This is a genomic window from Cellulosimicrobium sp. 72-3, from assembly GCF_013127315.1.
Classification (GTDB): domain Bacteria; phylum Actinomycetota; class Actinomycetes; order Actinomycetales; family Cellulomonadaceae; genus Cellulosimicrobium; species Cellulosimicrobium funkei.
In genome coordinates this window covers 409,366-431,535 of the sequence record NZ_CP053419.1, presented here as the reverse complement: position 1 = coordinate 431,535, position 22,170 = coordinate 409,366, and the positions used below count along the sequence as shown (strand labels likewise).

Genomic DNA, 22,170 nt, shown 5'->3' with positions numbered 1-22,170 from the left:
GAGACGCGCCCCGGCGCGGACCATGTTCGACGACACGAACCTCATCACGACCCTGGCGATCGTCGCCCTGGTCATCGCGTTCTTCGCGGTGGTCATCTTCATCAGCAAGCGCATCCGCCGCGTCCCGCCGAACGAGGCCCTGGTCATCGTGGGCCGCGGCGCGGGCCGCAAGGAGGCCGGGGGCAGCGGGCAGAAGGTCGTCGTCGGCGGCCGCACGTTCGTCTGGCCGATCCTCCAGCAGGGCTTCTCCATCTCGCTCGAGCAGCGCCAGATCGGCATCACGGTCGAGGGCGTGGACAAGAACCGCATCAAGATCGCCATCAAGGCGTCGATCAACTTCAAGGTGCGGGGCGACGAGGAGGGCGTGCGCCGCGCGGCCCAGCGCTTCCTCTCCCAGCAGGGCACGCTCACCGAGATCATCAAGGAGTCCCTCGAGGGCTCGCTGCGCTCCATCGTCGGCGACATGACGATCGAGCAGATCATCTCCGACCGCAAGGGCCTGTCCGACCGCGTGGTCGAGTCCACGAAGGCCGACCTCTCGGAGCAGGGCCTCCAGGTCGACCTGCTCAACATCTCCGACATCTCGACGCCGGGGTCGGACTACCTCGCGAACCTCGGGCGCGCCGAGTCGGCTCGCGCCCGCCAGGTCGCCGAGGTCTCCGAGGCCGAGGCGCAGCGCGCCTCGGAGTTCGCCGTCATCGAGGCGGCCGAGCAGATCGCCGAGCGCCAGAAGGCCCTCGACCTCAAGCGCGCCGCGATCAAGGCCGACACCGACCGCGCCAACGCCGAGGCCGAGGCCGCGGGCCAGCTCGCGCGCGCCGAGCAGGACCGCCTCGTCGCGCAGCAGGAGCGCGAGGCGCTCGCCGAGCAGGCGCGCGTGACGCAGGAGCGCCTCGACATCGAGGTCCGCAAGCCCGCCGAGGCCAAGGCGTACGCGGAGGTCCAGGAGGCCAACGCGCGTCGTGACGCCGCGAACGCCGCCACCGAGGCCGACGCGTACAAGCGCACCGTCATCGCCGAGGCGAACAAGACCGCGGCCATCCAGGACGCCGAGGCGTCCGCGCAGGCCGTGCGTCGTGCCGGTGAGGCCGAGCGCGACCGCCAGGTCGCCCTCGCGGCCGGTATCCGGGCCGAGGGCGAGGCCCGCGCAGCAGCGATCGAGGCCGAGGGTCGCGCCGAGGCGGCGGCGACCGACGCCAAGGCCGACGCGCTGCAGAAGTACGGCGAGGCGGCGCTCGTCCAGGAGCTCATCGAGCGCCTGCCCGAGATCGTGCGGGCCGCGGCCGAGCCGATCGGCAACATCCAGGGCATGACCGTCGTCTCGACCGACGGCGCGTCCGCGCTCACGAAGAACGTCGCGTCCGTCCTGGGCGAGGGCCAGGGCGTCATCAAGCAGCTCACCGGCGTCGACATCAACCAGCTCATCGCCAACCTCGCGGGCACGCAGCTCGCGGGCTCGGGGGACGCGCCCACCAACGGCACGTCGCACTGACCCACCCCGCCGAGCATGCGGCCGTGGCCCGTCCGGACCTCCGGGCGGGCCACAGCCGCGTGGTCGGCGAGCCGGCCGGCAGAACCGGGGCCGGTCAGGCCCAGCCGAGGCGCCCGAACGCGTTGAGCGCGAGCAGCACGCCGAGCGCCCCGAGCACCCAGCCCGTCATGTCCGTCGCGTTCTTCGTGAGCCACCGGTCGAGACGGTGCAGCACCGGGTCGACCGCACGCGCCGCGACGAGCCGGCCGAGCAGCAGCAGGAGCGCGGGCGCGACCATGACGACGCAGTACGCGGCGAGGATCGCAGCGTTCCCGGGCCAGCCGACGTCGGACGTCGTGACGATCCCGATCGCGGCGAGGTACGGCAGCATCGTCCCTACCTCGATCGCGACGGCACCGAGGGCCAGCCCCATGAGCGGCAGCACCGACGAGCGCGTCCGGACCACCCCGGTCCCGACGGCGTCCGCCTCGATCCCGAGCGCACGCTCGCGCCACCGCGAGAGCCTCCCCGGACGCGGGGGCGCCGACGGCGCCCCTGGCCCGGCGGTCCCGGCACCGGCACCGGTCCACGGGCTGGGCCCCACGGCGTCGGGCCGGCCGGCGGCGGACGGGGCGGCGTCGGACTGCGCGGCCTTGCGCGCCGCGCGCTTGCTGTCGAAACGGAAGCTCAGCGCGAACAGCCCGATGCCCAGGAGCAGCTGCACGATCGCGGCGGCGCGTGTGTCGAGCGCGTCGCCGAACCGGTCGAGGAACGCGCCCGCGCCGAGCAGCACGACGATCCCGACGGCGAGGTAGAACCCCGCCACCGTGCCGAGGTACACGAGCACGCGCCCCGCGCGCAGCCGCCCGGGCGCGAGCAGGAGCCACACGGGGATGAGCAGCGTGCCGAAGCTCGTGGAGTCGATGAGCGCCAGCACGACGAGCACGCCGGCCATCGCGGCCAGGCCGAGGCCCGGACCGCCGACGGCGTCGAGGTCGAGGGGGAGGTCCATGGCCCGAGCCTCCCGTCCGGGCGCGCGCGCGTCGTCCGGCGAACGACCGACCCGTGCGCCGCACCGCGGGGCCGCGGAGGCGCGAGGTGGGCGCGGATCCGGGGAGCGGGCGCGGGCGTCGTACACCGTTCGACCGATCCGTCGCCCGACGGGCTGTGCTGGGATGGGGGCGTGAGCACGCACGACGAAGGGACGCAGGACGCGCGCGCGGCCGCGCCCGGGCGCACCGAGCGCTGGCGCGCGGCGGCCGGTTCCCTGCGCGGCGTGTGGCGCATCGAGGACCGGCGCAACGACCTGTTCTCCGCCGTGACGACGTTCGCCCTCGGGTGGGTGCTGCTCGAGGTCGGGCTCGTCGGCATCGTCCGCGCGTCGTTCGTCGTCGAGCCCCCGCACGCCTGGTGGCGGGCCGCGCTGCTCGGCGTCGGGTGCCTCCTCATCCTCGTCAAGCGCGCGCACCCGATCCTCGCGCTCCTCGGCGGGGTCGTCGTCACCGCCGTCGACCTGCGGTGGGGCGGGAGCCTCGCCCTCATGCTCGTCCTCTGGGACCTGCTCTACGCCGCGGCCCTCTGGTCGCGGCCCCGGGCGCGCGCGTGGCTCTGGGGCGTCGCGGCGACGGTCGTGGCGGTGGGCGCCGTCGGGGCGGGCGAGGCCACGCGGGACGTGCGGGAGTTCGTCTACATGGGGCTCCAGCTCAGCGCCCTGCTCCTGGTCCCGATGTGGTGGGCCACCAACGTGCGCACCACGAGCGAGCTCGCCGAGGTCGCGAGCGAGCGCGCCGACCTCGCCGCGCGCGAGGCCGAGGCGTCGGCCCGCACGGCGGACCTCGAGCGCCAGCGCGCGAGCGACCTCGAGCGCATCGCGCAGCTCGACCGGCACGAGGCCGTCCGTGCGGAGCGGGCCGCGATGGCGCGCGACCTGCACGACGTCATCGCGTCGCACCTGTCGACCATCGCCATCCACTCCGGCGCCGCGCTCGTCCTCCCGCCCGACGCCGCGAAGGACCGCGCCGCGCTCGAGCAGGTGCGCGCGAGCGCCGTCGCGTCGCTCGACGAGATGCGGTCCATGATCCTGCTGCTGCGCACGGAGGGGCGACGCGAGGACGGCGGTGCGTCCGACGCCGTCGTCGCCCCCGGCCGCCTCGCCGGACTCGACACGCTCCTCGCCGCCGCACGCGCGACGACGACCGTCACGCTCCACGACCCGGACGGTGTCGCCGCGTCGCCCCTGCCCGCGGCGGCGGACCAGGCGCTGTTCCGCATCGCGCAGGAGGCCGTGACGAACGCGCTCAAGCACGCGCCCGCCGCCCCGGTCGTCGTCGAGCTCTCCCGGCACGGGGCGGCCGTCGTGCTGGAGGTGCGCGACGACGGCGCCCCCGGCTCCGGGACGGTCGAGGCACCGCTGAGCGCCGGCACCGGCCTGCTCACGATGCGTGAGCGCGCCGACGGTCTCGGCGGCACGTGCAGCGCCGGCCCGCTGCCCGCGGGCGGGTGGTCCGTGCGCGCCGAGATCCCCGTGGCCGGGCTGCCCGTCGAGAGGCAGGACGCGTGACGCGACGACCGGTCCGGGTGCTCCTCGCCGACGACCACGCCGCCATCCGGGCGGGCCTGCGCCTCCTGCTCGACGCCGCGCCCGACGTCGAGGTGGTCGGCGAGGCCGCGGACGGCACCGCCGCGGTCACGAACGCCCGGGCGCTCCGGCCCGACGTCGTGCTCATGGACCTGCGGATGCCGGGCGTCGACGGCATCGAGGCGACACGCGTCATCACCGGCGAGCGCCTCGCCGAGGTCCTCGTGCTCACGACGTTCGACCTCGACGAGTACGTGGACGGGGCGCTGCGCGCCGGGGCCGCGGGGTTCCTGCTCAAGTCCGCCGAGCCCGCCGCGCTCATCGACGCCGTGCGGCGCGTCGCCGACGGAGACGGCGTCCTCGCACCCGAGGTCACCCGCCGGCTCCTCGCCGCGTTCGCGCGCGACCCCGTGCCCGACGCCGCCCCCCGGCCCCACTCGGGATCGCGCCCGGGCGGCGCGGACGGTCCCGGGGACCCCGCGGCGTCGGGCGGCGGGGGCGTCGTCGACGACCGGCCCGACCCGCGGCTCGCCGACCTCACGCCGCGCGAGGTCGACGTGCTCGCGGCGCTCGGCCGGGGCCTGTCCAACCAGGGCATCGCGACCGACCTCTACATCACCGAGGCCACGGCCAAGACGCACGTCTCGCGCGTACTCGCGAAGCTGGGCGTCGCGACCCGCATGCAGGCGGCGATCGTCGCGCGGGACTCCGGCCTCGCCTGACCGCCCCCTGCACCCGACCGCCGACCACGCGACCGAGGCCGAGGTCAGGCCGGGGCGAGGTCCGGGCTCTGCACGACGAGGGCGGCGTGCCGGGCGCCCGCCCGCATCGCCTCCTCGACGCCCGCACCGCGCAGGTGAGCGTCGAGGAACCCGGCGAAGAAGCCGTCGCCGGCGCCGTTCGTGTCGACGACGTGCGGCACGGGCTGTGCCGGGACCTCGACGAATCCGCCCTCCGGCGTGAGCGCGACCGCGCCGCGCGAGCCGTGCGTGCAGACCACCAGGTGCGCGCCCGCCGCGACCCGGGCGGTCATGAAGCCGCGCCAGTCGTCGAGCCGGTCCCCGCTGAGGAACACGTGCGTGCCCGCGTCGACCCAGGGCCGGTGGAACGCGGACTCGCCGTCGTAGTCGTGCAGGTCGACCCAGACGTCGCGACCGCGGGCCACGGCGAGGTCGAGCACAGGGAGGGCGGGCACCGCGAGGTCGACGACGACGGCCCGCGCCGCGTCGAGCGCGGCGACCGTGGCGTCCCACGCCTCGCCCTGGGCCGGGACCTCGCCCGGTGCGCGCAGGTAGACCGAGACCCGGCCGCCGTCGTCGTCCATGAGGTTGAGGTGGCTCTCGGTGCGGCCGTCGGGCGACGGCTCCGCGAGCACCCGCACGCCCGCGCCCTCGAGCACGGACCGGACGCGCGCGCCGTCGTCGTCCGTCCCGAGCACGGTGCGCAGGAGCACCGACCGGCCGAGGCGCGCGAGGTTGAGCGCCTTGCCCGCGGACGTGCCGCCGACCGTGTGCCGGTGCGACCGCGCGAACACGGTGTGCGGCGTGGGGGCGGGCAGCTCGTCGAGCTGGACGAGGAGGTTCCACGACGCCGGCCCGGCCACGAGGACCTCGGCCTGCGGGGCCGCCATCAGTCCGTCACCGTGATGCCGAGGCTGTGGGCGAACGTCGCGGCTAGGCGGGCGAGCTGCATCGAGTCGATGGTCGATCCGCGCAGCGACTCGATGCCGCCGAGCTCGTCGATCTCGGCGCCACGCAGGTCCACGTGGGCGAGCGTGGCGCCCTGCACGTCGAGCCGGCGCACGCGCGTGCCCTCGAGCGCGACGCGCAGCGCGTCGGACGCGACGAGGTCGAGCTCCTCGATCGTGCAGTCGGTGAACACCACGTCGCGCAGCGACGCGCCCCGCAGGTTGACGAACCCGAGCTTGCAGCCGACGAACCGCACCCCGGCCCACGACGACTCGTAGAGCTCGGCGGACCCGAGGCGCGCGCCCCGCACCTCGACCTCGCGCCACCGGCCGCGCGTCCCGCGCACCACCGGGACGTCGAGGCGCCCCAGCACGACCTCCGTGAGCGTCACCGCGCCCAGGTCGGCCTCGTCGGCGCGCACCTGGTCGAGCCGCGTGGAGAACACGGTCGCGCCGTGCAGGTCGAGCCGGTCGAGACGGAGGTCCGTGATCTCGAACCCCTCGAGGTCGGCCTCCGCCTCGAGGTCGTAGGCGTCACCGGGCTGGAGGTCGTCCAGGACGACCGGGTCGATCGCAGGTGGTTCGGTCGTCGGCTTCTTCGGGGGCACGCCCCGAGCCTAGGCCGGGCCGCCCACGCGGCGAGGAGCGGCTCAGGGCTCCGGGTGCAGGGCGTCGTAGCGCCAGAACCGGCGCTGGGCCCGCACGACGAGCCACAGCACGACGACGCACGCGACACCGCCCGCGACGGCGGCCCACGCCTCCCCCACCCAGGTGGCCTGCGCGCCGAGCACGAGCTCGCCGAGGCGGGGCCCGCCCGCGACGACGACGATGAACACGCCCTGGAGACGGCCGCGCATGTCGTCGGGCGTCGCGGTCTGGAGGATCGTCTGGCGGAACACCGCGCTCACGGCGTCGGACGCGCCCGCAAGCGCCAGCGCGACGCTCGCCGCGACGACGCCGCCCACGAGGACGGTCGTCGGGGTCGTCGCGCCCACGCCGAGGAGCACGACGCCGAACAGCCCGATCGACAGCCCGTAGGCCGTGATCGCCCACACGATGACGCGGCCCTGCCACCGCACGCGCGACAGGCCGCCGGAGAACACGCCCGCGAGCACCGCCCCGACGGCGAACGCCGCGGTGAGGACGCCCGTCGTCGCCTCGCCGCCCCCGAGGAACACGACGCCGGCGGCGGGCAGGAGCACGCGCGGCGAGGCGAGCACCATCGCGGCGAGGTCGACGAGGAACGTCGTGCGGACGTTGGGCTGGGTCGCGAGGTACCGCAGGCCGTCGACGACGGACCGCCACCCCACGACGCGGCGCCGACGCCCTGCGGGGGCGGCGGCTACGGCCGGGGCGCCGGGCCCGGCGGGCAGCGGCGGGATGTCGGGGAGCCGCCACACGGCCCACAGCGCGGCCGTGAACAGGACGGCGTCGATCGTGTACGCGACCTGGTAGCCCCACAGCGCGACGAGGAACGCGCCCCCCAGGGGACCGACGGTGAGCGCGACGTTCCACGCGATCGTCTGGAGCGCGTTCGCCGCGGGCAGGAGCCGCGGCTCGACGAGGCGAGGGATGATCGCGGAGCGCGCGGGGTTGTTGATCGCGAACGCGGCGGACTGCGCCGCGACGAGCGCGTAGAGCACGCCGACGGAGTTCAGGTGCAGCCACGCCTGGACGGCGATGAGGGCGGTGACCACCCACAGCGCCGTCGAGGCCGCGAGCGCGACCTTGCGGCGGTCGTACGCGTCGACGAGCGCGCCGCCGTAGAGCCCGAGCACCACGAGCGGCACGAGCGCGCAGAGGCCGAGCACGCCGACCGCGAGCGACGAGCCCGTGAGCGCGTACACCTGCAGGCCGACGGCGACGACCGTGAGCTGCGAGCCGAGGTTGGAGATCCCGAGCCCCCACCACAGGCGGCGGAACGGCGGGGAGATGCGCAGCGGGGTCGTGTCGGCGAGAAGACCGTTGACTCGAGCCACGACCGCCGAGCCTACGTCAGCCGGCCGGCCGCGCGGGCAGACCGGGCGCGCGACCGCCCCGGGCGTCGACGGTGGCATCCTGGGCGATCCCTGCGAGCTCCCGGAGAAAGGTGGAACCCGTGGCACCCTCCGCTGCGTCTAGCAGTCGTGAGGAACCGACGTCGGCCGAGGTGCCGACCGCAGCAGGGGGGCGGTCGGCGATGACGGACGTCGCGACCGAGCGGTGGGGCGGCGCGCCCGAGGTGCAGGTCGTGCGCGTCGGCCTGACCGCCGAGGAGCGCTTCACCGAGTTCGCCCGGACGAGCTCCGCCGACCTGTACCGGTACGCGTACCTGCTGTGCGGGGACGCCCACCGGGCGCACGACCTGGTGCAGCTCGCGCTCGAGCGCACGTTCCGCGCGTGGACGCGCGTGGGCGACGGGCAGCCGTTCGCCTACGCGCGGCGCGTCGTGATGACGGCTCGCATCGACTCGTGGCGGCGCACCCGGAGGGAGGTCTCCGTGGAGCACGACACGCTCGTGGGTCTCGAGGTCCCGGCGACGGGCGACTCGTCCGGGATCGAGGACCGGGACCGGGTCGTGCGGGCCCTGCTCGCCCTCCCCGTCAAGCAGCGGCGGGTCGTCCTGCTGCGCTACGTCCTCGACCGGTCCGAGGCCGAGACCGCCGCGGAGCTCGGGATCGCGGTCGGCACCGTGAAGTCGACCGGGTCCCGGGCCCTGGCCCGCCTGCGCACCCTGATCGCACCCGAGCACGGGACGGAGATCGAGCGATGAGCACGAGGCCGGAACGCAGGACCCCGGACGACGAGGACCTCGTGGAGCGGGTGCGCGCCGCGCAGACCGCCGTCGAGGTGCCGCCCACGCTGGACCCGGACGCTCTGGCGCACCGCGCGGTCCGGCGCGTGCGGGCACGACGGCGCGTGGTCGCCGCGAGCGGGTCGGCCGTCGCCGTGGCGGCGCTGGTCGCGGTCGCGGCGATCCTCCCCGGGGCACTGTCCCGCGGGTCGGCGCCGGCGCCCGCCCTCGCGGCGGCCCCCGCGCGGACCACCGCACCGGCGTCGGAGGGACCGGCCCCCGCTCCCGCGGCGCCGCCGCAGGAGCCCGCACGCTACCTGCCGGTGGGCGACGGCGAGCTTCCGGCGCTGCCGGGTGTCGAGCACGGCGTCGTCGGCACGCACCACGGGGACTACACCGTGCAGGGCGGGCTCACGTACACGCTGCCCCCCGGGGGGTGGGAGGTCGAGGGCGAGGCGTTCGGCGAGCCCGCGTCGGTCCGCTGGAAGGGCCCGGAGCACTGGGCCCTCCAGGGGTCGGAGATCCCCGCGGACGCGGTCCCGCCGCCCATGGTCGACTCCGGCGCCACGGTGAGCATCGACGTCGATCCCGGGGCCGCGTCGTGGGTGGTGCCGGCCCGGGACTCCGGGGCCTGGACGGTCGAGGTCCCCGGCTCGGACTTCGTCGTGGTGACGCGGGGCCCGTCCGACGACCCGGACCTCGCCCGCTGGGAGGCCCGGGTCCGGTACGGGGGAACGGGCTGGACGATCCGCCTCGACTTCACGGACGACGCCGTGGGCGACGAGCTCGCCCGCAACTTCCTCGGCAACCTGTGGTTCGAGGCCGAGGGCGCGCCGGAGTGGTTCAGCCCGACGTACACGTACCCGGAGATCGGCCCGCTCACCACGGGCACGCCCGCCGGGTGGCAGACGGCCACGACGGGCACCCTCTCCTACGCCGTGCCGCCGGGATGGACCGTCGCCGACGTCGAGGGCAACTACGGTCCCGGGGTGGAGTGGACGGGCCCGTTCGCCACGAACCCCGGGCCCATCCAGGACGGCTCGTCCCCCGACGTGCACTGGAACATGTTCGTGCAGCGAGGCGGCTCCGGGGCGCGCGCGTTCGACTACTCCGGCGAGGGGTGGCACGGGCAGCGGATCGAGGTCCCGGGCGCCGACTTCGCCGAGCTGCTCCTGTCCCAGGGGCCGTTCTGGGCGGACGACGGGATGTCGGAGCTCAGCGCGGACGTCCGGGTCCACGGCGCGGACGGCGGAGAGAACCTCATGCTGATGATCTCGCTGCCCGGTGACGACGCGGGGCTCGAGACGCTGCGCGGGATCCTCGGCTCGCTACGGTTCTGACGCTCCGCCGTCAGCCGGTGCCGGCGCTGCCCGCGGCGTCCTCCGCCGCCGCGATCTCGCGCGCCTCCGCCTCGCCCCACGCGTCGACGTGGCGGTGCGGAGGTCCGGGCGGCGGCGAGTACCCGGGGTGCGGCCCGGGCGTGAGGTAGGTGCGCGCGAAGAACAGCGAGGCGGCGAGGTCCTCGCGCCGCTCGGCCGCGGTGCGGGCGCGCCGCGTCGAGATCTCGACGACGACGTCCCCCTCCCAGCCGCGGCGCACGAGCTCGGCGAGGACGAGGTCGCACGGCTGGTCGCCGCGCCCGGGGACGAGGTGCTCGTCCGTGATGGACGACGACCCGTCCGCGAGGTGCACGTGCGCGAGGCGGCCGTCGAACACGTCGAGCAGCGCGAGCGCGTCCTGCTGCGCGACGGCGGCGTGCGACAGGTCGAGCGTGACGTGCTCGTAGCCGTGCTCGGACGGGTCCCAGCCGGGCAGGTACGCCTGCATCTCGCGCTTGCGGCTGCGCCACGGGTACATGTTCTCGACCGCGATGGTGACGCCCTCGGTCTCGTCGAGCTCGCCGACGAGGTCCTCGAACTCGCGCGCGTACCGGTACTGCCAGCGGAACGGCGGGTGCACGACGACGGTGCTCGCCCCGACCTCCTGCGCCAGCTCGACGCTGCGCCGCAGCTTGGGTCCGGGCGACCGTCCCCACACCCGCTGGCTCACGAGGAGCGTGGGCGCGTGGATGCTGCGGATCGGCACGTCGTGCTCGGCGGAGAGCCGGCGCAGCGCCGCGGCGTCCTGCGTCGTCTCGTCGGACCACACCATGACCTCGACGCCGTCGTACCCGAGGTCGGCCGCCGCCTCGAAGGCGTACTGGGCCTTGCGCGGGTAGACGCTCGCCGTGGACAGCGTGACGTGGATGCGCGGCTGCTCCCCCGGTGACCGGGGGGCCTCTCGCGGCGTCGTCGCGTCTGACATGCCGGTCACCCTAGACCCGTCCGCTGTGGCCCACACCAGCGGGCGGCCGGCGCCGACGACGCCGCGCCGCGCGGAGGGCTTCCGACCCTCCCCTTTCCGGGCCGGATCGCCTAGGATGCACTGGTCCAGACCACTTGTCTGCCGGAGGAACACCATGGACCGTGCCGTCGTCGTCGCGATCACCGAGGGCCTGCATGCCCGCCCGGCCGCGCTCTTCGTCAAGACCGCCGCCGCCCAGCCCGCGCCCGTGCGCATCGCCAAGCCCGGCGGCGACGCCGTCGAGGCGGCGAGCATCCTCGGGGTCATGACGCTCGGCGTCTCGGCCGGGGACGAGGTCGTGCTCTCGACCGACGCCGACGGCGACGACGCGAGCGCGTCGATCGACGCGCTCGTCGCCTTCCTGGAGCAGACCGAGGTCGCCTGACGCCGTGCCCGGCCCCGTCGTCGCAGGGCCGGGCACGGAGCTCGTCACAGACCCAGCTCGTCGAGCACGGGGAGCCGGGCGCGCACCGCGGCGCGCGCAGCGTCGGGCGTGGGCTGCTGCAGCGCGAGGAACGCGAGCTCCTCGCACTCCTGCGACGTCGTCGCGGCCAGCACCGCGGCGACGTCCGGGAGCGCGCGCGGCGTCATGGACAACGACGTCACGCCGAGCCCGACGAGCACCGGGGCGAGCACCGGGTCGGCCGCGGCCTCCCCGCACACGCCGAGCGGTCGCCCGTTGAGCGCCGCGCCCGAGCCCGTGGCCCCGACGAGCGCGAGGACCGTCGGCTGCCACGCGGTGGACAGGCGCGCGAGGTCGGAGACCTCGCGGTCGGCCGCCATCGTGTACTGCGTGAGGTCGTTCGTGCCGATGCTCGCGAACGCCGCCCTGGCCAGCACCCAGCGCGCGCCGAGCGCCGCGGCCGGCACCTCGATCATCACGCCCGCCGTCGCGAGGCCGTGGTCCGCGCACAGCGCGACGAACGACTCCGCCTCGTCCGGCGTCGCGATCATCGGCGCCATGACCCACACGTCCGCCGTCTCCGCCTCTGCCGCGCGCGCGACCGCCGTGAGCTGGCGGTCGAGCACGTCGGGGTGGCGGCGCGCGGTCCGCAGGCCGCGCACCCCGAGCGCCGGGTTCGGCTCGGCGTCGGGCGTGACGAACGGGAGCGGCTTGTCGGCGCCCGCGTCGAGCGTGCGCACGACGACCTTGCGGCCCGGGAACGCGGCGAGCACCTCGCGGTAGGCCGCGACCTGCTCGTCGACCGTCGGCTCGACCGTCCGGCCGAGGAAGCAGACCTCGGTGCGGAACAGCCCGACACCCTCCGCGCCCGCCTCGGCGGCGGCGCGCGCGTCCGCGCCGTCCGCAACGTTGGCGAGCAGCTCCACGCGGCGGCCGTCCGCCGTCCGCCCGGGACCGTCGAGGCGCCGCCGGGCGCGGCGCGCGCCCCGGGCCGCGACGACCGCCGCCACGTCGTGCTCCGCCGGGTCGCGCTCCACCGTGCCGAGGCCGCCGTCCACGAGCACGGTCTCGCCGTCGCGCAGCGCGAGCGCGCCCTCGACCGCCACGACGGCCGGGATGCCCAGGGCGCGCGCGAGGATCGCCGTGTGCGACGTCGGCCCGCCGCCGCGCGTGACGACCGCGAGCACGCGCTCGGGGTCGAGCTGTGCCGTGTCCGCGGGCGCGAGGTCGTCGGCCACGAGCACGAAGGGATGACCCGGGTCGGGCACACCCGGCACGGGGAGGCCGAGAAGGGTCGCGACGATCCGGTCGCGCACGTCCCGCACGTCGCGCGCCCGCTCGGCGAGGAGGCCGCCCAGCGCCTCGAGCCGCCCGACGACGACCCCCGCCGCGTCCCACACGGCCCGGGCCGGGGTGGCCCGCTGCTCGCGCACCCGCCCGACGGCGTCGCGCGCCAGGGCGGGGTCGGCCGCCATCGCGGCGGTCACGCCCAGGACCTCCGCCGCGGTGCCCTCGGCCCGCGCCGCGCGGGCCGTGAGGTCCTCCTGGACCGTCGTCACCGCCGCGAGGACCTGCGTCACCGCGAGGTCGACGTCGGCGTCCGACGCGTCGGCGGGCAGCGGCGCCGGGCCCGGCTCCGCGACCGAGCCGGGCATCCGGGCCACCGGCCCTGCCGCCCGCCCGGGGCTGACCGGCACGCCGGTCAGCCCCGGGTCGGCGGCCCGCGCCGGGGCGCGCGTCGCGTCGTCGGCGAGCGTCACGCCGTGCCCCCGCTGCCGGACGCGCCCGCCCGGCCCCGGGCGCCCGCCTCCGCCGCGTCGGCGTCGCGTCGCACCGACGAGACCTCCGCCGCCGAGGCGTCGGGCCGCGCGTCCTCCGTGGTGTCGACGGCGCCGGTCGCCTGGACGGCGCCCTCCGCGTCGTCGTCCTCACGACCCGGTGTCCGCAGGTTCCAGCGGGTGATGACGAAGCGGAAGAGGACGTAGTAGAGCACCGCGTACCCGAGCCCGATGGGGATGAGGAGCAGCGGCATCTCGGCGATGCGGAAGTTCAGCAGGTAGTCGATCGCGCCGGCGGAGAAGCCGAACCCGTCGCGGATGCCGAGCGCGTTGACGAGCGCCATCGACGTGCCGGTAAGCACTGCGTGGATGACGTACAGCGGGTAGGCGACGAACACGAACGCGAACTCGAGCGGCTCGGTGACGCCCGTGACGAACGAGACGAGCGCGGCCGAGCCCATGATGCCCGCGACGACCTTGCGCTGCGCCGGCTTGGCGGTGTGGACGATCGCGAGCGCGGCGGCCGGGAGCGCGAACATCATGATGGGGAAGAACCCGGTGAGGAAGGTGCCCGCGGTGGGGTCGCCCGCGAGGAACCGGAAGATGTCGCCCTGCGCGACCGTGCCGTCGGCGGCGGTGTACTCGCCGAACTGGAACCACGGCAGCGAGTTGAGCAGGTGGTGCAGGCCGATCGGCACGAGGAGGCGGTTGAGCGTGCCGAAGACGAACGCGCCGAGGATGGTCGAGCCCGTGACGAACCCGCCGATCTGCTCGTTGATGAGCCAGTCGAACGCGGGGTAGATCAGCGCGCCCACCACGGCGATGAGCACCGAGACACCCGCCGTGACGATCGGCACGAACCGCCGGCCGCCGAAGAACGCGAGGTACTGCGGCAGCTTGATCCGGTAGTACTTCTGGTACAGCAGCGCGGCCGTCAGGCCGATGACGATGCCGCCGAGCACGCCGTAGTTGATGAGCGCCTGCGTCTCGCCCTCCGCCGCCTCACCGAGCACGTAGGGCGAGAGCGAGTCGCTGACGCCCTTGAAGACGAGGTAGCCGATGAGGGCGGCGAGCCCCGTCGTCCCGTCCGACTTCTTCGCGTACCCGACCGCGACGCCGAGGGCGAAGATGATCGGGAGGTTGCTGAACAGCGCGTTCCCGGCGGCGCCGAGGACGTCGGCGACGGGCTGCATCCACGCGAAGGTGCCGGCGACGCCGTCGGCTCCGAGCATGTCCGGCTGGCCGAGGCGCAGCAGCAGCGCGGCGGCGGGCAGCGACGCGATGGGCAGCATGAGCGAGCGCCCGACGCGCTGGAGCTGCGCGAAGCCGGGCACCCCCCTCTTGGTCCTCGTCGGTTCGGCGACGGTCGTCATGTCCTTCTCCTCCTGGGCAGGCCTGGGGCGCAGGCGAGGTGCGTCGAGCGGCGGCTGTGGCGCGACGTCGTGCGGCGTCGTTGCCGGTCCCGAGGCGCGACGAGAAGACCTGGGGTCGTCGTGCCCGGGCTGTCGGTCCAGGTTGTCTGGACCACTTGCAGGAAGAGTGGTCTAGACCTCATGATGTGTCAACCCCCGAGGGTGACCCGGGACACACGGCGGGCCCCGCGGGGCGCGTCGTCGCAGGTCGCACGACGGCCGGGCGACGACAATGCAGCCGTGGAGAACGCGGCACCGGAGCAGGGCGGTCGGCGACGACCGGGACCAGGGACGGCACGAGGACGAGGACGCGGCACGACGATGAGCAGGTCACGATCGCAGGCGAGCGAGCACAAGTACCTCACGGTGCGCGCCTACCTCGCCGACCTCGTGGCGAGCGAGCTCTCCGTCGGCGACGCGGTGCCGTCCGAGCGCAGCCTCACCGAGAAGTTCGGCGTCTCGCGCATGACCGTGCGCCAGGCCGTCGACGCGCTCGTCACGGAGGGCGTGCTGGAGCGCGCGCAGGGGCGGGGCACCTTCGTCGCGCCGCCGCGCGCCGACTTCGAGATGCGCCTCACGACGTTCGGCGAGGAGGCACGACGGCGCGGCATGGAGCCGGGCACCGAGGTGCTGGAGGTCGGGACCGTCCCCGCGCCCGCGTCCGTCGCCGAGTCGCTCGGCCGCGCGACCGGCGACCCGATGCACCACGTCGTGCGCCTGCGCACCGCGGACGGGTCGCCCATGAGCGTCGAGGAGGCCTGGATCCCCGTGGACCTCGCCCCCGAGCTGCTCGACGACGGCGTGCCCGAGAGCCTCTACGGCGCCCTGCGCGAGCGCGGCCTCGCGCCGACGTGGGGCGAGGACACGATCACCGCGTCCGACGCCACCGTCCAGGAGCAGAAGCTCCTCGGGCTCCGCGCCTCGCGAGCCGTCATGCGCACCGTGCGGCGCACGTTCGCGGGCGACTCGCCCCTCATGTACTCCCGCTCCAGCTACCGCGGCGACCGGTACAGCGTCTTCGTCCCGCTGCGCGAGGCGCGCCCGACGCTCGTGCCCCGCAGCACCACCGCCGACGACGCCGCCGCGGACGGGGGAGCCGTCACCGACGACGCGCCGACCGACCAGCTCGCCCCCGTGCCGGTGCCGGCACGGGCGACCGAAGGGAACGACCGATGACACAGTCCGACGCGGAACGCGCCGCGACGATCCTCGCCGGCCTCGGCGGGGTGGGGAACATCGAGGAGATCGACCCGTGCACCACGCGGCTCCGGTCGCTCGTCAAGGACCCCGCGCTCGTCGACGCCGCGCTCCTGCGCCGCGCCGGCGCGTTCGGCGTCATGGTGAACGGGCGAGTCGTGCAGGTGGTGGTCGGCCCGCAGGTCGACACCATCGCGTCCGACCTCGCCGACCTCATGTGAGGAACCCGGCCCGGGCGCGACCCGGGCCACCGCCCTTCTCCGCGCACCCCGCGCACCCCGACCGGCACGGCTGCCGGCCGGCCCCCCGACCCGGCCCCGGCCGGACCCCGACCACGAGGAGCACCCGTGAGCAAGGCAGAGCAGATCCTCCGAGGCCTCGGCGGCGACGCGAACGTCCTCGACCTGGAGGCGTGCATCACGCGCCTGCGCGTCGAGGTCGAGGACCCGGCGCTCGTCGACGACGCCACGCTGACCGCGGCCGGGGCGATCGCCGTCGTGCGGTCGGGCGCCGCGATCCAGGTCATCGTCGGCCCCGAGGCGGACAACATCGCCTCCGACATCGAGGACCTCCGCTGATGGCGGCGCCGCTCACGGTGCTCGTCCCCGTCACGGGCACGGTCGTGGACGTCGGCGACGTCGACGACCCCGTCTTCTCCGCCGGGCTCGTCGGCCCCGGGCTCGCGGTCGAGCCCGACGACGCGCAGGGCGGCGAGGCCGTCGCGCCCATCACGGGCACGGTCGTCAAGCTGCACCCGCACGCGTTCGTCGTCCAGCACGACGACGGCCGCGCGGTCCTCGTGCACCTCGGCATCAACACCGTCCAGCTCGGCGGCGAGGGCTTCACGACGCACGTCGCGCAGGGCGACCACGTCCAGCGCGGCACGGTGCTCGTCACGTGGGACCCGAAGGCCGTGCGCGCCGGCGGCCGGTCGGCCGTGTGCCCCGTGGTCGCGCTCGAGGCGGCGCCCGACGACGTGACCTCGCTCACCGAGGTCGGTGCGTGGGCCGCCCACGGCGAGGAGCTGCTCACCTGGGGCTGACGCCCGGCCCGCCCTGCCGGCGCGACCCGGCGAGGCCGGGCGGGGCGCCGTGTGTCAGTCGAGCACGGCGGTCGCCTCGACCTCGACGAGCACCCCCGGCGCGAAGAGCGCCTGGACACCGATCAGCGAGGCAGGGGGGAGCGGCCGCGGCATCGCGAGCTCGTCCGAGACGCTCTCGATGCCGGCCAGGAAGTCCGCCATCGCGGTCGGCTCCCACCCGACGACGAAGAACGTGAGGCGCACGACGTCGTCGAACGTGGCACCCGCGGCCGCGAGCCCCCGGGCGGTGCTGCGGAGGGCCGCAGCGACCTGGCGCGCGAGGTCGTCGCGGTCGGGGTCTCCGCCGACCTGGCCGGCGACGTGCACCTGGCGGCTCCCCGTCGCGACCGCGACGTGGTGGTAGGGGGCGGGCTGGAGCATGCCCTCGGGGGTGAGGCGCTGGACGGCCATGGGGACCTTCCTTCCGGTCGGGTATCCCATGGATACTTGATCGCCCGAACGCACTTCAACGAGACGAGGTGTCGTGCCCGATACCGCCCCACCACCCGCGTCGCACCGTCTGGAGATCGGCGACGACCACCGGCGCCTGCTGAACCAGGTGCTCGACACGTGGTCCGTCCACGTCCTCGAGACCCTCTGCGACGGCCCCGCACGGTTCAACGAGCTCCGGCGCGCGATCCCTGCCGTGACGCAGAAGTCGCTCGTGGCGACGCTGCGGCGCCTCGAGCGCCACGGCATCGTCGACCGTCGCGTGGTCCGCACCCGGCCCGTCGCGGTCGAGTACCGCATCACCCCGCTCGGCAAGTCGCTCCGCGAGCCCGTCGACGCGCTGCTCGCCTGGGTCGACGCGCACCGCCGCGAGGTCGAGGCGGCCCAGCGCCGGTTCGACGACGAGCTCGACGACGGCGAGCCGGACTACCTCGTCAGCCGCGCAGCGGGAGCGTGAGGGACGGGACGTCGCCCGGCTCGCCGCGGTCGACCACGCGGACCGGCACGCCCCAGTCCTGCTGCGCGAGGTGGCACGCGGGGAACACGTCCGGGTCGGGCTCGCCGTCCGGGCCGAGGGGGACGACGTCGCACGACGCCGCCCGGGCCGTCACGTGCAGCACGCCCTCGCCGACCGCGGGGTTGACGACCAGGTCGCGGCCGAGCTCGACGCCGACGCCCTCTCCGGACAGCAGGAGCTCGGGCGGCGTCGCGCTCACGCGCAGCTCCGTCGACGGGCCGAACCGGTCGTCGAGCTTCTGCCCCGGCGCCGGGACGAACGGCACGTCGAGCCACAGCGACCCGGCCCCGATGTCGGTGACGGGGCGCTGCGTGCGGTGCGCGCCGCCGTCGAGCACCTCGCCCGCGAGCGACGCCGGGAGCGCGACGCGCGTCAGGCGGTGCGCCGCGGACTCCACGACGAGCAGGTGGACCTGCGGCTCGCCGTCCGGCCCCTCGCCCACCTGCACGACGACGCCGCTCGGCTCCGCGAGGCCCGTCGCCAGGGTCGTGACCTCGCCGGCGAGGCGGGTTCCGAAGGTGTCGTCCCCGACGCTCCCGGCGTCACCGGCCGCGGGCGCGAACCGGCGCAGCGCGCCGTCGTAGGTGTCGGCGACGACGACGCTCCCGTCGGGCAGCGTCGCGACCCCGAGCGGGTGCTGCATCAGCGCCTGCTCGGCCGGGCCGTCGCGGTGGCCGAAGTCGAACAGCCCTTGCCCGACGGCGGTCCGCACCTCGACGCCCTCGGGCACCACGGCGACGCCACCGCCCAGCCCGGACACGCGGCGCAGCGCCGAGGTCTCGGCGTCGGCGACCCAGACGGCGCCGTCGGGTGCGACCGCCAGCCCGGACGGCTGGGCGAACCAGGCCGACGCTCCCGGCCCGTCCTCCAGACCCTCGTTCATCGTCCCGGCCAGCAGCCCGAGCTTCCACCAGTCGAAGGCCCACAACGTGTGATGGCCCGCCATCGCCACGACGAAGCCGGCCAGCTCGTCCGACCAGGCGACGTCCCACGGCGAGGAGAGCCGCACGTCGCGCGGGTCGTAGGTGGAGCCCGGATCGAACGGTCCGAACCGGGGCGTGCCCTCGTCGTCAGGGACGACCACGTTCTCGACCCCGCCCACCATGAACTGGTCGCCCGTGCCCGCGACCGTCGTCACGTGCCCGTCGGCGAGCCGTACCCCGCGGAGCGCATGGTTCGCGGTGTCCGCCACGAGGACGTCGAACCCGTACGTCGCACGCTCGCGCTCCGGGACGAGGCACAGCCCGTTCGGCTCGGCGAACCGCGCGTCCTCGGGGCCGCCGTCGGCGAGCCCGCGCTCGCCGGACCCGATGCGCCGGACGAGGGTCTCGCCGTCGGGCAGGAGCTCGGCGAGCGCGTGGTGCCCGGCGTCCGCGACGAGGATGTTGCCACCGGGCAGCTCGATCGCCTTCGCGGGGAAGCGCAGCGTGCCCGACGACGGCTCGGGCGCCACGTACGGGCCGTCGCCCCGGTGCAGCGTGCCCTTCGCGTCGTGCTCCGCGACGAGCTCCTCGACGAGCGCGGCGATCGCGGACGCGTGCCCCTCCCCCGCCATCTGCGCGACGACGTAGCCCTCGGGGTCGACGACCACGAGCGTCGGCCAGGCGCGCGCCGCGTACGCGGACCAGGTGACGAGCTCCGGGTCGTCGAGCACGGGATGGTGGACCTCGTACCGCTCGACCGCGGCCGCGAGCGCCGCCGGGTCCGCCTCGTGCTCGAACTTCGGCGAGTGCACGCCGACGACGACCAGCACGTCTCGGTGCCGCTCCTCGAGCTCGCGCAGCTCCTCGAGGACGTGCAGGCAGTTGACGCAGCAGAAGGTCCAGAAGTCGACCAGGACGATCTTGCCGCGCAGGTCGGCGAGGGTCAGGTCGCGGCCGCCGGTGTTGAGCCAGCCGCGCCCGACGAGCTCGGACGCGCGGACACGGGGAAGTCGCTCGGTGGTCACGCGGCCATTCTCGCGCGCCGGCGCGCTGTGGACCGACGACGCCTCAGGGCCGGCGCAGGTCTCGGCGCAGCGCGTGGAGCTCCCGCGTCGCGCCGAGGCCGACCACGGCGACCAGATCGCCCCCGACACGCAGCTCGGTGAGCAGCCCGCCACCGTCGAGGGTGCGGTGCTCCGGGGTCGCGCCGGGCACGGCGACGCCGAACCCGGCGACCTGGGCGCCGTGCAGCACGAGGGAGAAACCGGCGTCGGGCACGTACGGGCCGGGGTCCGGGCCGCCGACGAGACGGCGCAGGACGGCGCGTGCCGCGTGGGCGCCCTGCGCGACGGCGGCGTCCCAGTGGTCGGTCCGGAACCGTCGTCCGTGCCGGTCCCGGTGGACGGCGACCGCCCCGGCGGCGAACAGGCCGGGCGCGGCGGGGACGGCGAGGCGGTCGTCGACGTCGACGCCGCCGCCGGTGCCGGGTGCGGCGGGCGCGGTGCCGTGCGCGACGACCGCGAGGTCGGACTCCAGGGTCGTCCCTCCCGCGAGGCGCACGGTGACTCCGCCCGGGTGCTCGGTCACCGCCTCGACCCGGCGGCCGAGGTGGGCGTCGAGGTGCTCCTCGTGGCGCTGGGCGACGGCGCGCGCAACGGCGGTCCCGAGCGCCCCCGCGAGCGGGAGCCGGGAGCGGGCGACGAGGTGGACGGTCGCGCCGACCTCGGCGAGCCAGGCGGCGGTCTCGGAACCGACGAACCCGGCGCCGAGCACGGTGACCGTGCGCCGCGCGGGATCGGGGCCGAGCAGGGCACGCAGCCGCTCGGCGTCCCGCGCGGTGTGCAGGTGCACCACGCGGGGCTCCCCGCCGTCGGCGCCCGCGAGCGCCGGCACGCGACCCACGGCCGGGCCGGGTCGAGGGACCGCGCCGGTCGCGAGGACGACAGCGGTGGCGGTGAGCTCGCGCCCGTCCGCGAGGACGACGGCCCGCCGCGCGGGGTCCAGGCCGGTCGCGCGCGCCCGCACGAGCTCGACGTCGGGGGGCACGGGCAGGGCGGCCTGCTCCGCGGTGAGCAGACCCTGGAGGATCGCCTTGTCGACGGGGGTGCGCAGGTACGGCTCCCCTCCTCGCCGTGCACGAGGACGACGCGACCGTCGAAGCCCTCGCCGCGCAGCGTCGTCACGGCGGCGTGCCCGGCTGCTCCGCCGCCGACCACCACCACGTCCGGCCTGTCCACGTCGCCCATCTCTCCTCCTTGACCTCGATACCCCCTGTGGGTATATTCGCCATCCTAGCCATACCCCATGGGGGTATCAGCACCGAGGAGGAACGTCGTGAGCATCGTCGAGATCGAGTACCAGGTGACCGGGATGACGTGCGGACACTGCGAGATGTCGGTGCGCGAGGAGGTCGGGCAGGTGCCCGGCGTCACCGCGATCGACGTGAGCGCGACCACCGGTCGGCTGGTCGTCACGGCCGACCAGCCCCTCGACGACGCCGCGGTCCTCGCCGCCGTCGACGAGGCCGGCTACACGGCGGAGCGGACGCGATGAGAGCCCCCGCCCGGATCGCGCTCTACGTCGCCGGGCTCGGGGTCGTGTTCGTGGCCTCGGCCGCGGTCGCGGGCGCCGTCGTCCCCGAGGGCGTGCTGGCGGAGCCGCCCGCCGCGCACGCGCCGGAGCAGCACGCCGCCACGAGCGACGACCCCCCGCAGGAGGCCACGAGAGGAGCGGACATGGTCGGCGGACTGTCCCTGGAGCAGGGCGGCTACACGCTCGGCGAGATCGAGGCGCCGCGGTCGCCGGGCACGCCCGGCGAGCTCGCCTTCACCCTGACCGACCCCGCGGGCGCGCCGGTGACCGACTTCGCCGTCGCGCACGAGCAGCGCCTGCACCTCGTCGTCGTGCGCTCCGACGGGGCGCACTACCGCCACGCCCACCCCGAGCTGGACGACGCCGGCCGCTGGTCGGTGCCCTGGACGTGGGACGCCGCGGGCACCTACCGCGTGTATGCCGACGCCGTCCCCACCGGCGGCGACCCGATCACCCTGAGCCGCACCGTCGAGGTCGCGGGCGACGTCGTGCCCGTCCGGGCGGGAGCCCCCACGACCACGGCGTCCGCCGACGGGTACGACGTCACGCTCGACGGGAGCCTCCAGGTCGGCACGGCCTCGCGCCTGACGCTGGAGGTCACGCGGGACGGCGAGCCGGTCACGACGCTCGAGCCGTACCTCGGCGCGTTCGGCCACCTCGTCGCGCTCCGCGACGGCGACCTCGCCTACCTGCACGCCCACCCCGAGGGCGCCGAGGCCGCGCCGGGCGAGGTCTCCGGCCCGACCGTGGCGTTCGCCGTCGAGGCACCCACCGCGGGCCGGTACCTCCTGTACCTCGACTTCCAGGTCGAGGGCCAGGTGCGCACCGCGGCCTTCACCGTCGAGGCCACCGGCGCCACGTCGACCCCGGACGACGCCCCGGACGAGGCCCCGGCCGACGCCCCGGCCGACGACGACCCCGCCGCGCACGACGACCACTGACCACCCTGCACCGGGCAGCCCGCT

General features: G+C 75.6%; 23 protein-coding genes. 13 read left to right on the top strand and 10 right to left on the bottom strand.

The window, feature by feature from the left end; translation table 11 throughout:
• The first annotated feature begins 22 nt into the window (after nucleotides 1–22).
• Nucleotides 23–1,492: a flotillin family protein gene (locus tag HKK73_RS01980; RefSeq protein WP_034652746.1), complete on the top strand. Its 1,470-nt coding sequence runs from the start codon at nucleotides 23–25 to the stop codon at nucleotides 1,490–1,492.
• A 94-nt stretch (nucleotides 1,493–1,586) separates the two neighbouring features.
• Here the strand turns inward: HKK73_RS01980 and HKK73_RS01975 are convergent, their stop codons facing one another.
• A complete protein-coding gene (locus HKK73_RS01975; protein ID WP_076403802.1) occupies nucleotides 1,587–2,483 on the bottom strand; it encodes a GAP family protein in 897 nt (298 codons plus the stop codon).
• 171 nt (nucleotides 2,484–2,654) lie between these two features.
• Here HKK73_RS01975 and HKK73_RS01970 point away from each other — a divergent pair, with 171 nt between their 5' ends.
• Complete coding sequence (locus HKK73_RS01970) at nucleotides 2,655–4,031, top strand: sensor histidine kinase (protein ID WP_171467325.1); 1,377 nt, start codon at nucleotides 2,655–2,657, stop codon at nucleotides 4,029–4,031.
• Nucleotides 4,028–4,771, top strand: coding sequence for a response regulator transcription factor (locus HKK73_RS01965; protein WP_061267000.1), 744 nt, complete (start codon nucleotides 4,028–4,030; stop codon nucleotides 4,769–4,771). Before HKK73_RS01970 ends, HKK73_RS01965 begins: the two co-directional genes overlap by 4 nt.
• A 44-nt stretch (nucleotides 4,772–4,815) precedes the next feature.
• Here the strand turns inward: HKK73_RS01965 and HKK73_RS01960 are convergent, their stop codons facing one another.
• Genes HKK73_RS01960 through HKK73_RS01950 form a run of 3 tightly spaced genes read right to left on the bottom strand, consistent with a single transcriptional unit; the run spans nucleotide 4,816 to nucleotide 7,715 of the window.
• Complete coding sequence (locus HKK73_RS01960) at nucleotides 4,816–5,679, bottom strand: carbohydrate kinase family protein (RefSeq protein ID WP_171467324.1); 864 nt, start codon at nucleotides 5,677–5,679, stop codon at nucleotides 4,816–4,818.
• Complete coding sequence (locus HKK73_RS01955; protein ID WP_085386722.1) at nucleotides 5,679–6,344, bottom strand: pentapeptide repeat-containing protein; 666 nt, start codon at nucleotides 6,342–6,344, stop codon at nucleotides 5,679–5,681. Before HKK73_RS01955 ends, HKK73_RS01960 begins: the two co-directional genes overlap by 1 nt.
• 42 nt (nucleotides 6,345–6,386) lie before the next feature.
• Entirely contained in the window at nucleotides 6,387–7,715 is a 1,329-nt protein-coding gene (locus HKK73_RS01950; RefSeq protein WP_253705747.1) for an MFS transporter, read from the bottom strand.
• 200 nt (nucleotides 7,716–7,915) lie between these two features.
• On the opposite strand from HKK73_RS01950, the gene HKK73_RS01945 reads away from it, so the two are divergent.
• Nucleotides 7,916–8,488 carry a SigE family RNA polymerase sigma factor gene (locus HKK73_RS01945; RefSeq protein WP_171467322.1) on the top strand — a complete coding sequence of 191 codons (573 nt, stop codon included), beginning with the start codon at nucleotides 7,916–7,918 and terminating at the stop codon, nucleotides 8,486–8,488.
• Nucleotides 8,485–9,849 carry a hypothetical protein gene (locus tag HKK73_RS01940; protein WP_157446518.1) on the top strand — a complete coding sequence of 455 codons (1,365 nt, stop codon included), beginning with the start codon at nucleotides 8,485–8,487 and terminating at the stop codon, nucleotides 9,847–9,849. The genes HKK73_RS01945 and HKK73_RS01940 overlap by 4 nt, the downstream gene beginning before the upstream one ends.
• A gap of 10 nt (nucleotides 9,850–9,859) precedes the next feature.
• Here HKK73_RS01940 and HKK73_RS01935 read toward each other — a convergent pair whose 3' ends face one another.
• The gene (locus tag HKK73_RS01935; protein ID WP_081600354.1) at nucleotides 9,860–10,813 is read right to left on the bottom strand and encodes a sugar phosphate isomerase/epimerase; all 954 of its coding nucleotides are present in this window, start codon (nucleotides 10,811–10,813) and stop codon (nucleotides 9,860–9,862) included.
• A gap of 154 nt (nucleotides 10,814–10,967) precedes the next feature.
• Between HKK73_RS01935 and HKK73_RS01930 the strand changes: the two genes are divergently transcribed.
• On the top strand, nucleotides 10,968–11,237 hold the full coding sequence (locus HKK73_RS01930; protein ID WP_034650738.1) for an HPr family phosphocarrier protein: 270 nt from the start codon (nucleotides 10,968–10,970) through the stop codon (nucleotides 11,235–11,237).
• 44 nt (nucleotides 11,238–11,281) lie between these two features.
• Here HKK73_RS01930 and ptsP read toward each other — a convergent pair whose 3' ends face one another.
• Both ptsP and HKK73_RS01920 read right to left on the bottom strand, forming a co-directional pair.
• Entirely contained in the window at nucleotides 11,282–13,015 is a 1,734-nt protein-coding gene (gene ptsP, locus HKK73_RS01925) for a phosphoenolpyruvate--protein phosphotransferase (RefSeq protein ID WP_256380364.1), read from the bottom strand.
• Nucleotides 13,012–14,406, bottom strand: a complete 1,395-nt coding sequence (locus tag HKK73_RS01920; protein ID WP_137279853.1) for a PTS transporter subunit EIIC — start codon at nucleotides 14,404–14,406, stop codon at nucleotides 13,012–13,014. Before HKK73_RS01920 ends, ptsP begins: the two co-directional genes overlap by 4 nt.
• 360 nt (nucleotides 14,407–14,766) lie before the next feature.
• Between HKK73_RS01920 and HKK73_RS01915 the strand changes: the two genes are divergently transcribed.
• The 4 genes from HKK73_RS01915 (at nucleotide 14,767) to HKK73_RS01900 (ending at nucleotide 16,684) form a co-directional block, all read left to right on the top strand.
• Nucleotides 14,767–15,621 carry a GntR family transcriptional regulator gene (locus tag HKK73_RS01915; protein ID WP_085386727.1) on the top strand — a complete coding sequence of 285 codons (855 nt, stop codon included), beginning with the start codon at nucleotides 14,767–14,769 and terminating at the stop codon, nucleotides 15,619–15,621.
• Nucleotides 15,618–15,863 (top strand): glucose PTS transporter subunit EIIB, encoded by a 246-nt coding sequence (locus HKK73_RS01910; RefSeq protein ID WP_021482555.1) that lies wholly within the window; start codon nucleotides 15,618–15,620, stop codon nucleotides 15,861–15,863. Before HKK73_RS01915 ends, HKK73_RS01910 begins: the two co-directional genes overlap by 4 nt.
• A 126-nt stretch (nucleotides 15,864–15,989) precedes the next feature.
• Nucleotides 15,990–16,220, top strand: a complete 231-nt coding sequence (locus HKK73_RS01905; RefSeq protein WP_061267010.1) for a PTS transporter subunit EIIB — start codon at nucleotides 15,990–15,992, stop codon at nucleotides 16,218–16,220.
• Nucleotides 16,220–16,684 (top strand): PTS glucose transporter subunit IIA, encoded by a 465-nt coding sequence (locus HKK73_RS01900; RefSeq protein ID WP_085386728.1) that lies wholly within the window; start codon nucleotides 16,220–16,222, stop codon nucleotides 16,682–16,684. The genes HKK73_RS01905 and HKK73_RS01900 overlap by 1 nt, the downstream gene beginning before the upstream one ends.
• A 54-nt stretch (nucleotides 16,685–16,738) precedes the next feature.
• On the opposite strand, the gene HKK73_RS01895 is transcribed toward HKK73_RS01900, so the two are convergent.
• Entirely contained in the window at nucleotides 16,739–17,134 is a 396-nt protein-coding gene (locus tag HKK73_RS01895; RefSeq protein ID WP_034650926.1) for a RidA family protein, read from the bottom strand.
• 73 nt (nucleotides 17,135–17,207) lie between these two features.
• Between HKK73_RS01895 and HKK73_RS01890 the strand changes: the two genes are divergently transcribed.
• Nucleotides 17,208–17,630, top strand: coding sequence for a helix-turn-helix domain-containing protein (locus HKK73_RS01890; RefSeq protein ID WP_051028499.1), 423 nt, complete (start codon nucleotides 17,208–17,210; stop codon nucleotides 17,628–17,630).
• Here HKK73_RS01890 and HKK73_RS01885 read toward each other — a convergent pair.
• Nucleotides 17,608–19,638 carry an NHL domain-containing thioredoxin family protein gene (locus HKK73_RS01885; protein WP_171467321.1) on the bottom strand — a complete coding sequence of 677 codons (2,031 nt, stop codon included), beginning with the start codon at nucleotides 19,636–19,638 and terminating at the stop codon, nucleotides 17,608–17,610. The two genes, HKK73_RS01890 and HKK73_RS01885, sit on opposite strands and share 23 nt — an antisense overlap.
• A 43-nt stretch (nucleotides 19,639–19,681) precedes the next feature.
• A complete protein-coding gene (locus HKK73_RS01880; RefSeq protein ID WP_256380370.1) occupies nucleotides 19,682–20,725 on the bottom strand; it encodes an FAD-dependent oxidoreductase in 1,044 nt (347 codons plus the stop codon).
• 258 nt (nucleotides 20,726–20,983) lie between these two features.
• Between HKK73_RS01880 and HKK73_RS01875 the strand changes: the two genes are divergently transcribed.
• Both HKK73_RS01875 and HKK73_RS01870 read left to right on the top strand, forming a co-directional pair.
• Nucleotides 20,984–21,166 (top strand): heavy-metal-associated domain-containing protein, encoded by a 183-nt coding sequence (locus HKK73_RS01875; RefSeq protein ID WP_034650939.1) that lies wholly within the window; start codon nucleotides 20,984–20,986, stop codon nucleotides 21,164–21,166.
• Nucleotides 21,163–22,146, top strand: a complete 984-nt coding sequence (locus HKK73_RS01870; protein ID WP_171467319.1) for a hypothetical protein — start codon at nucleotides 21,163–21,165, stop codon at nucleotides 22,144–22,146. The genes HKK73_RS01875 and HKK73_RS01870 overlap by 4 nt, the downstream gene beginning before the upstream one ends.
• The last annotated feature ends 24 nt before the right edge of the window (nucleotides 22,147–22,170 follow it).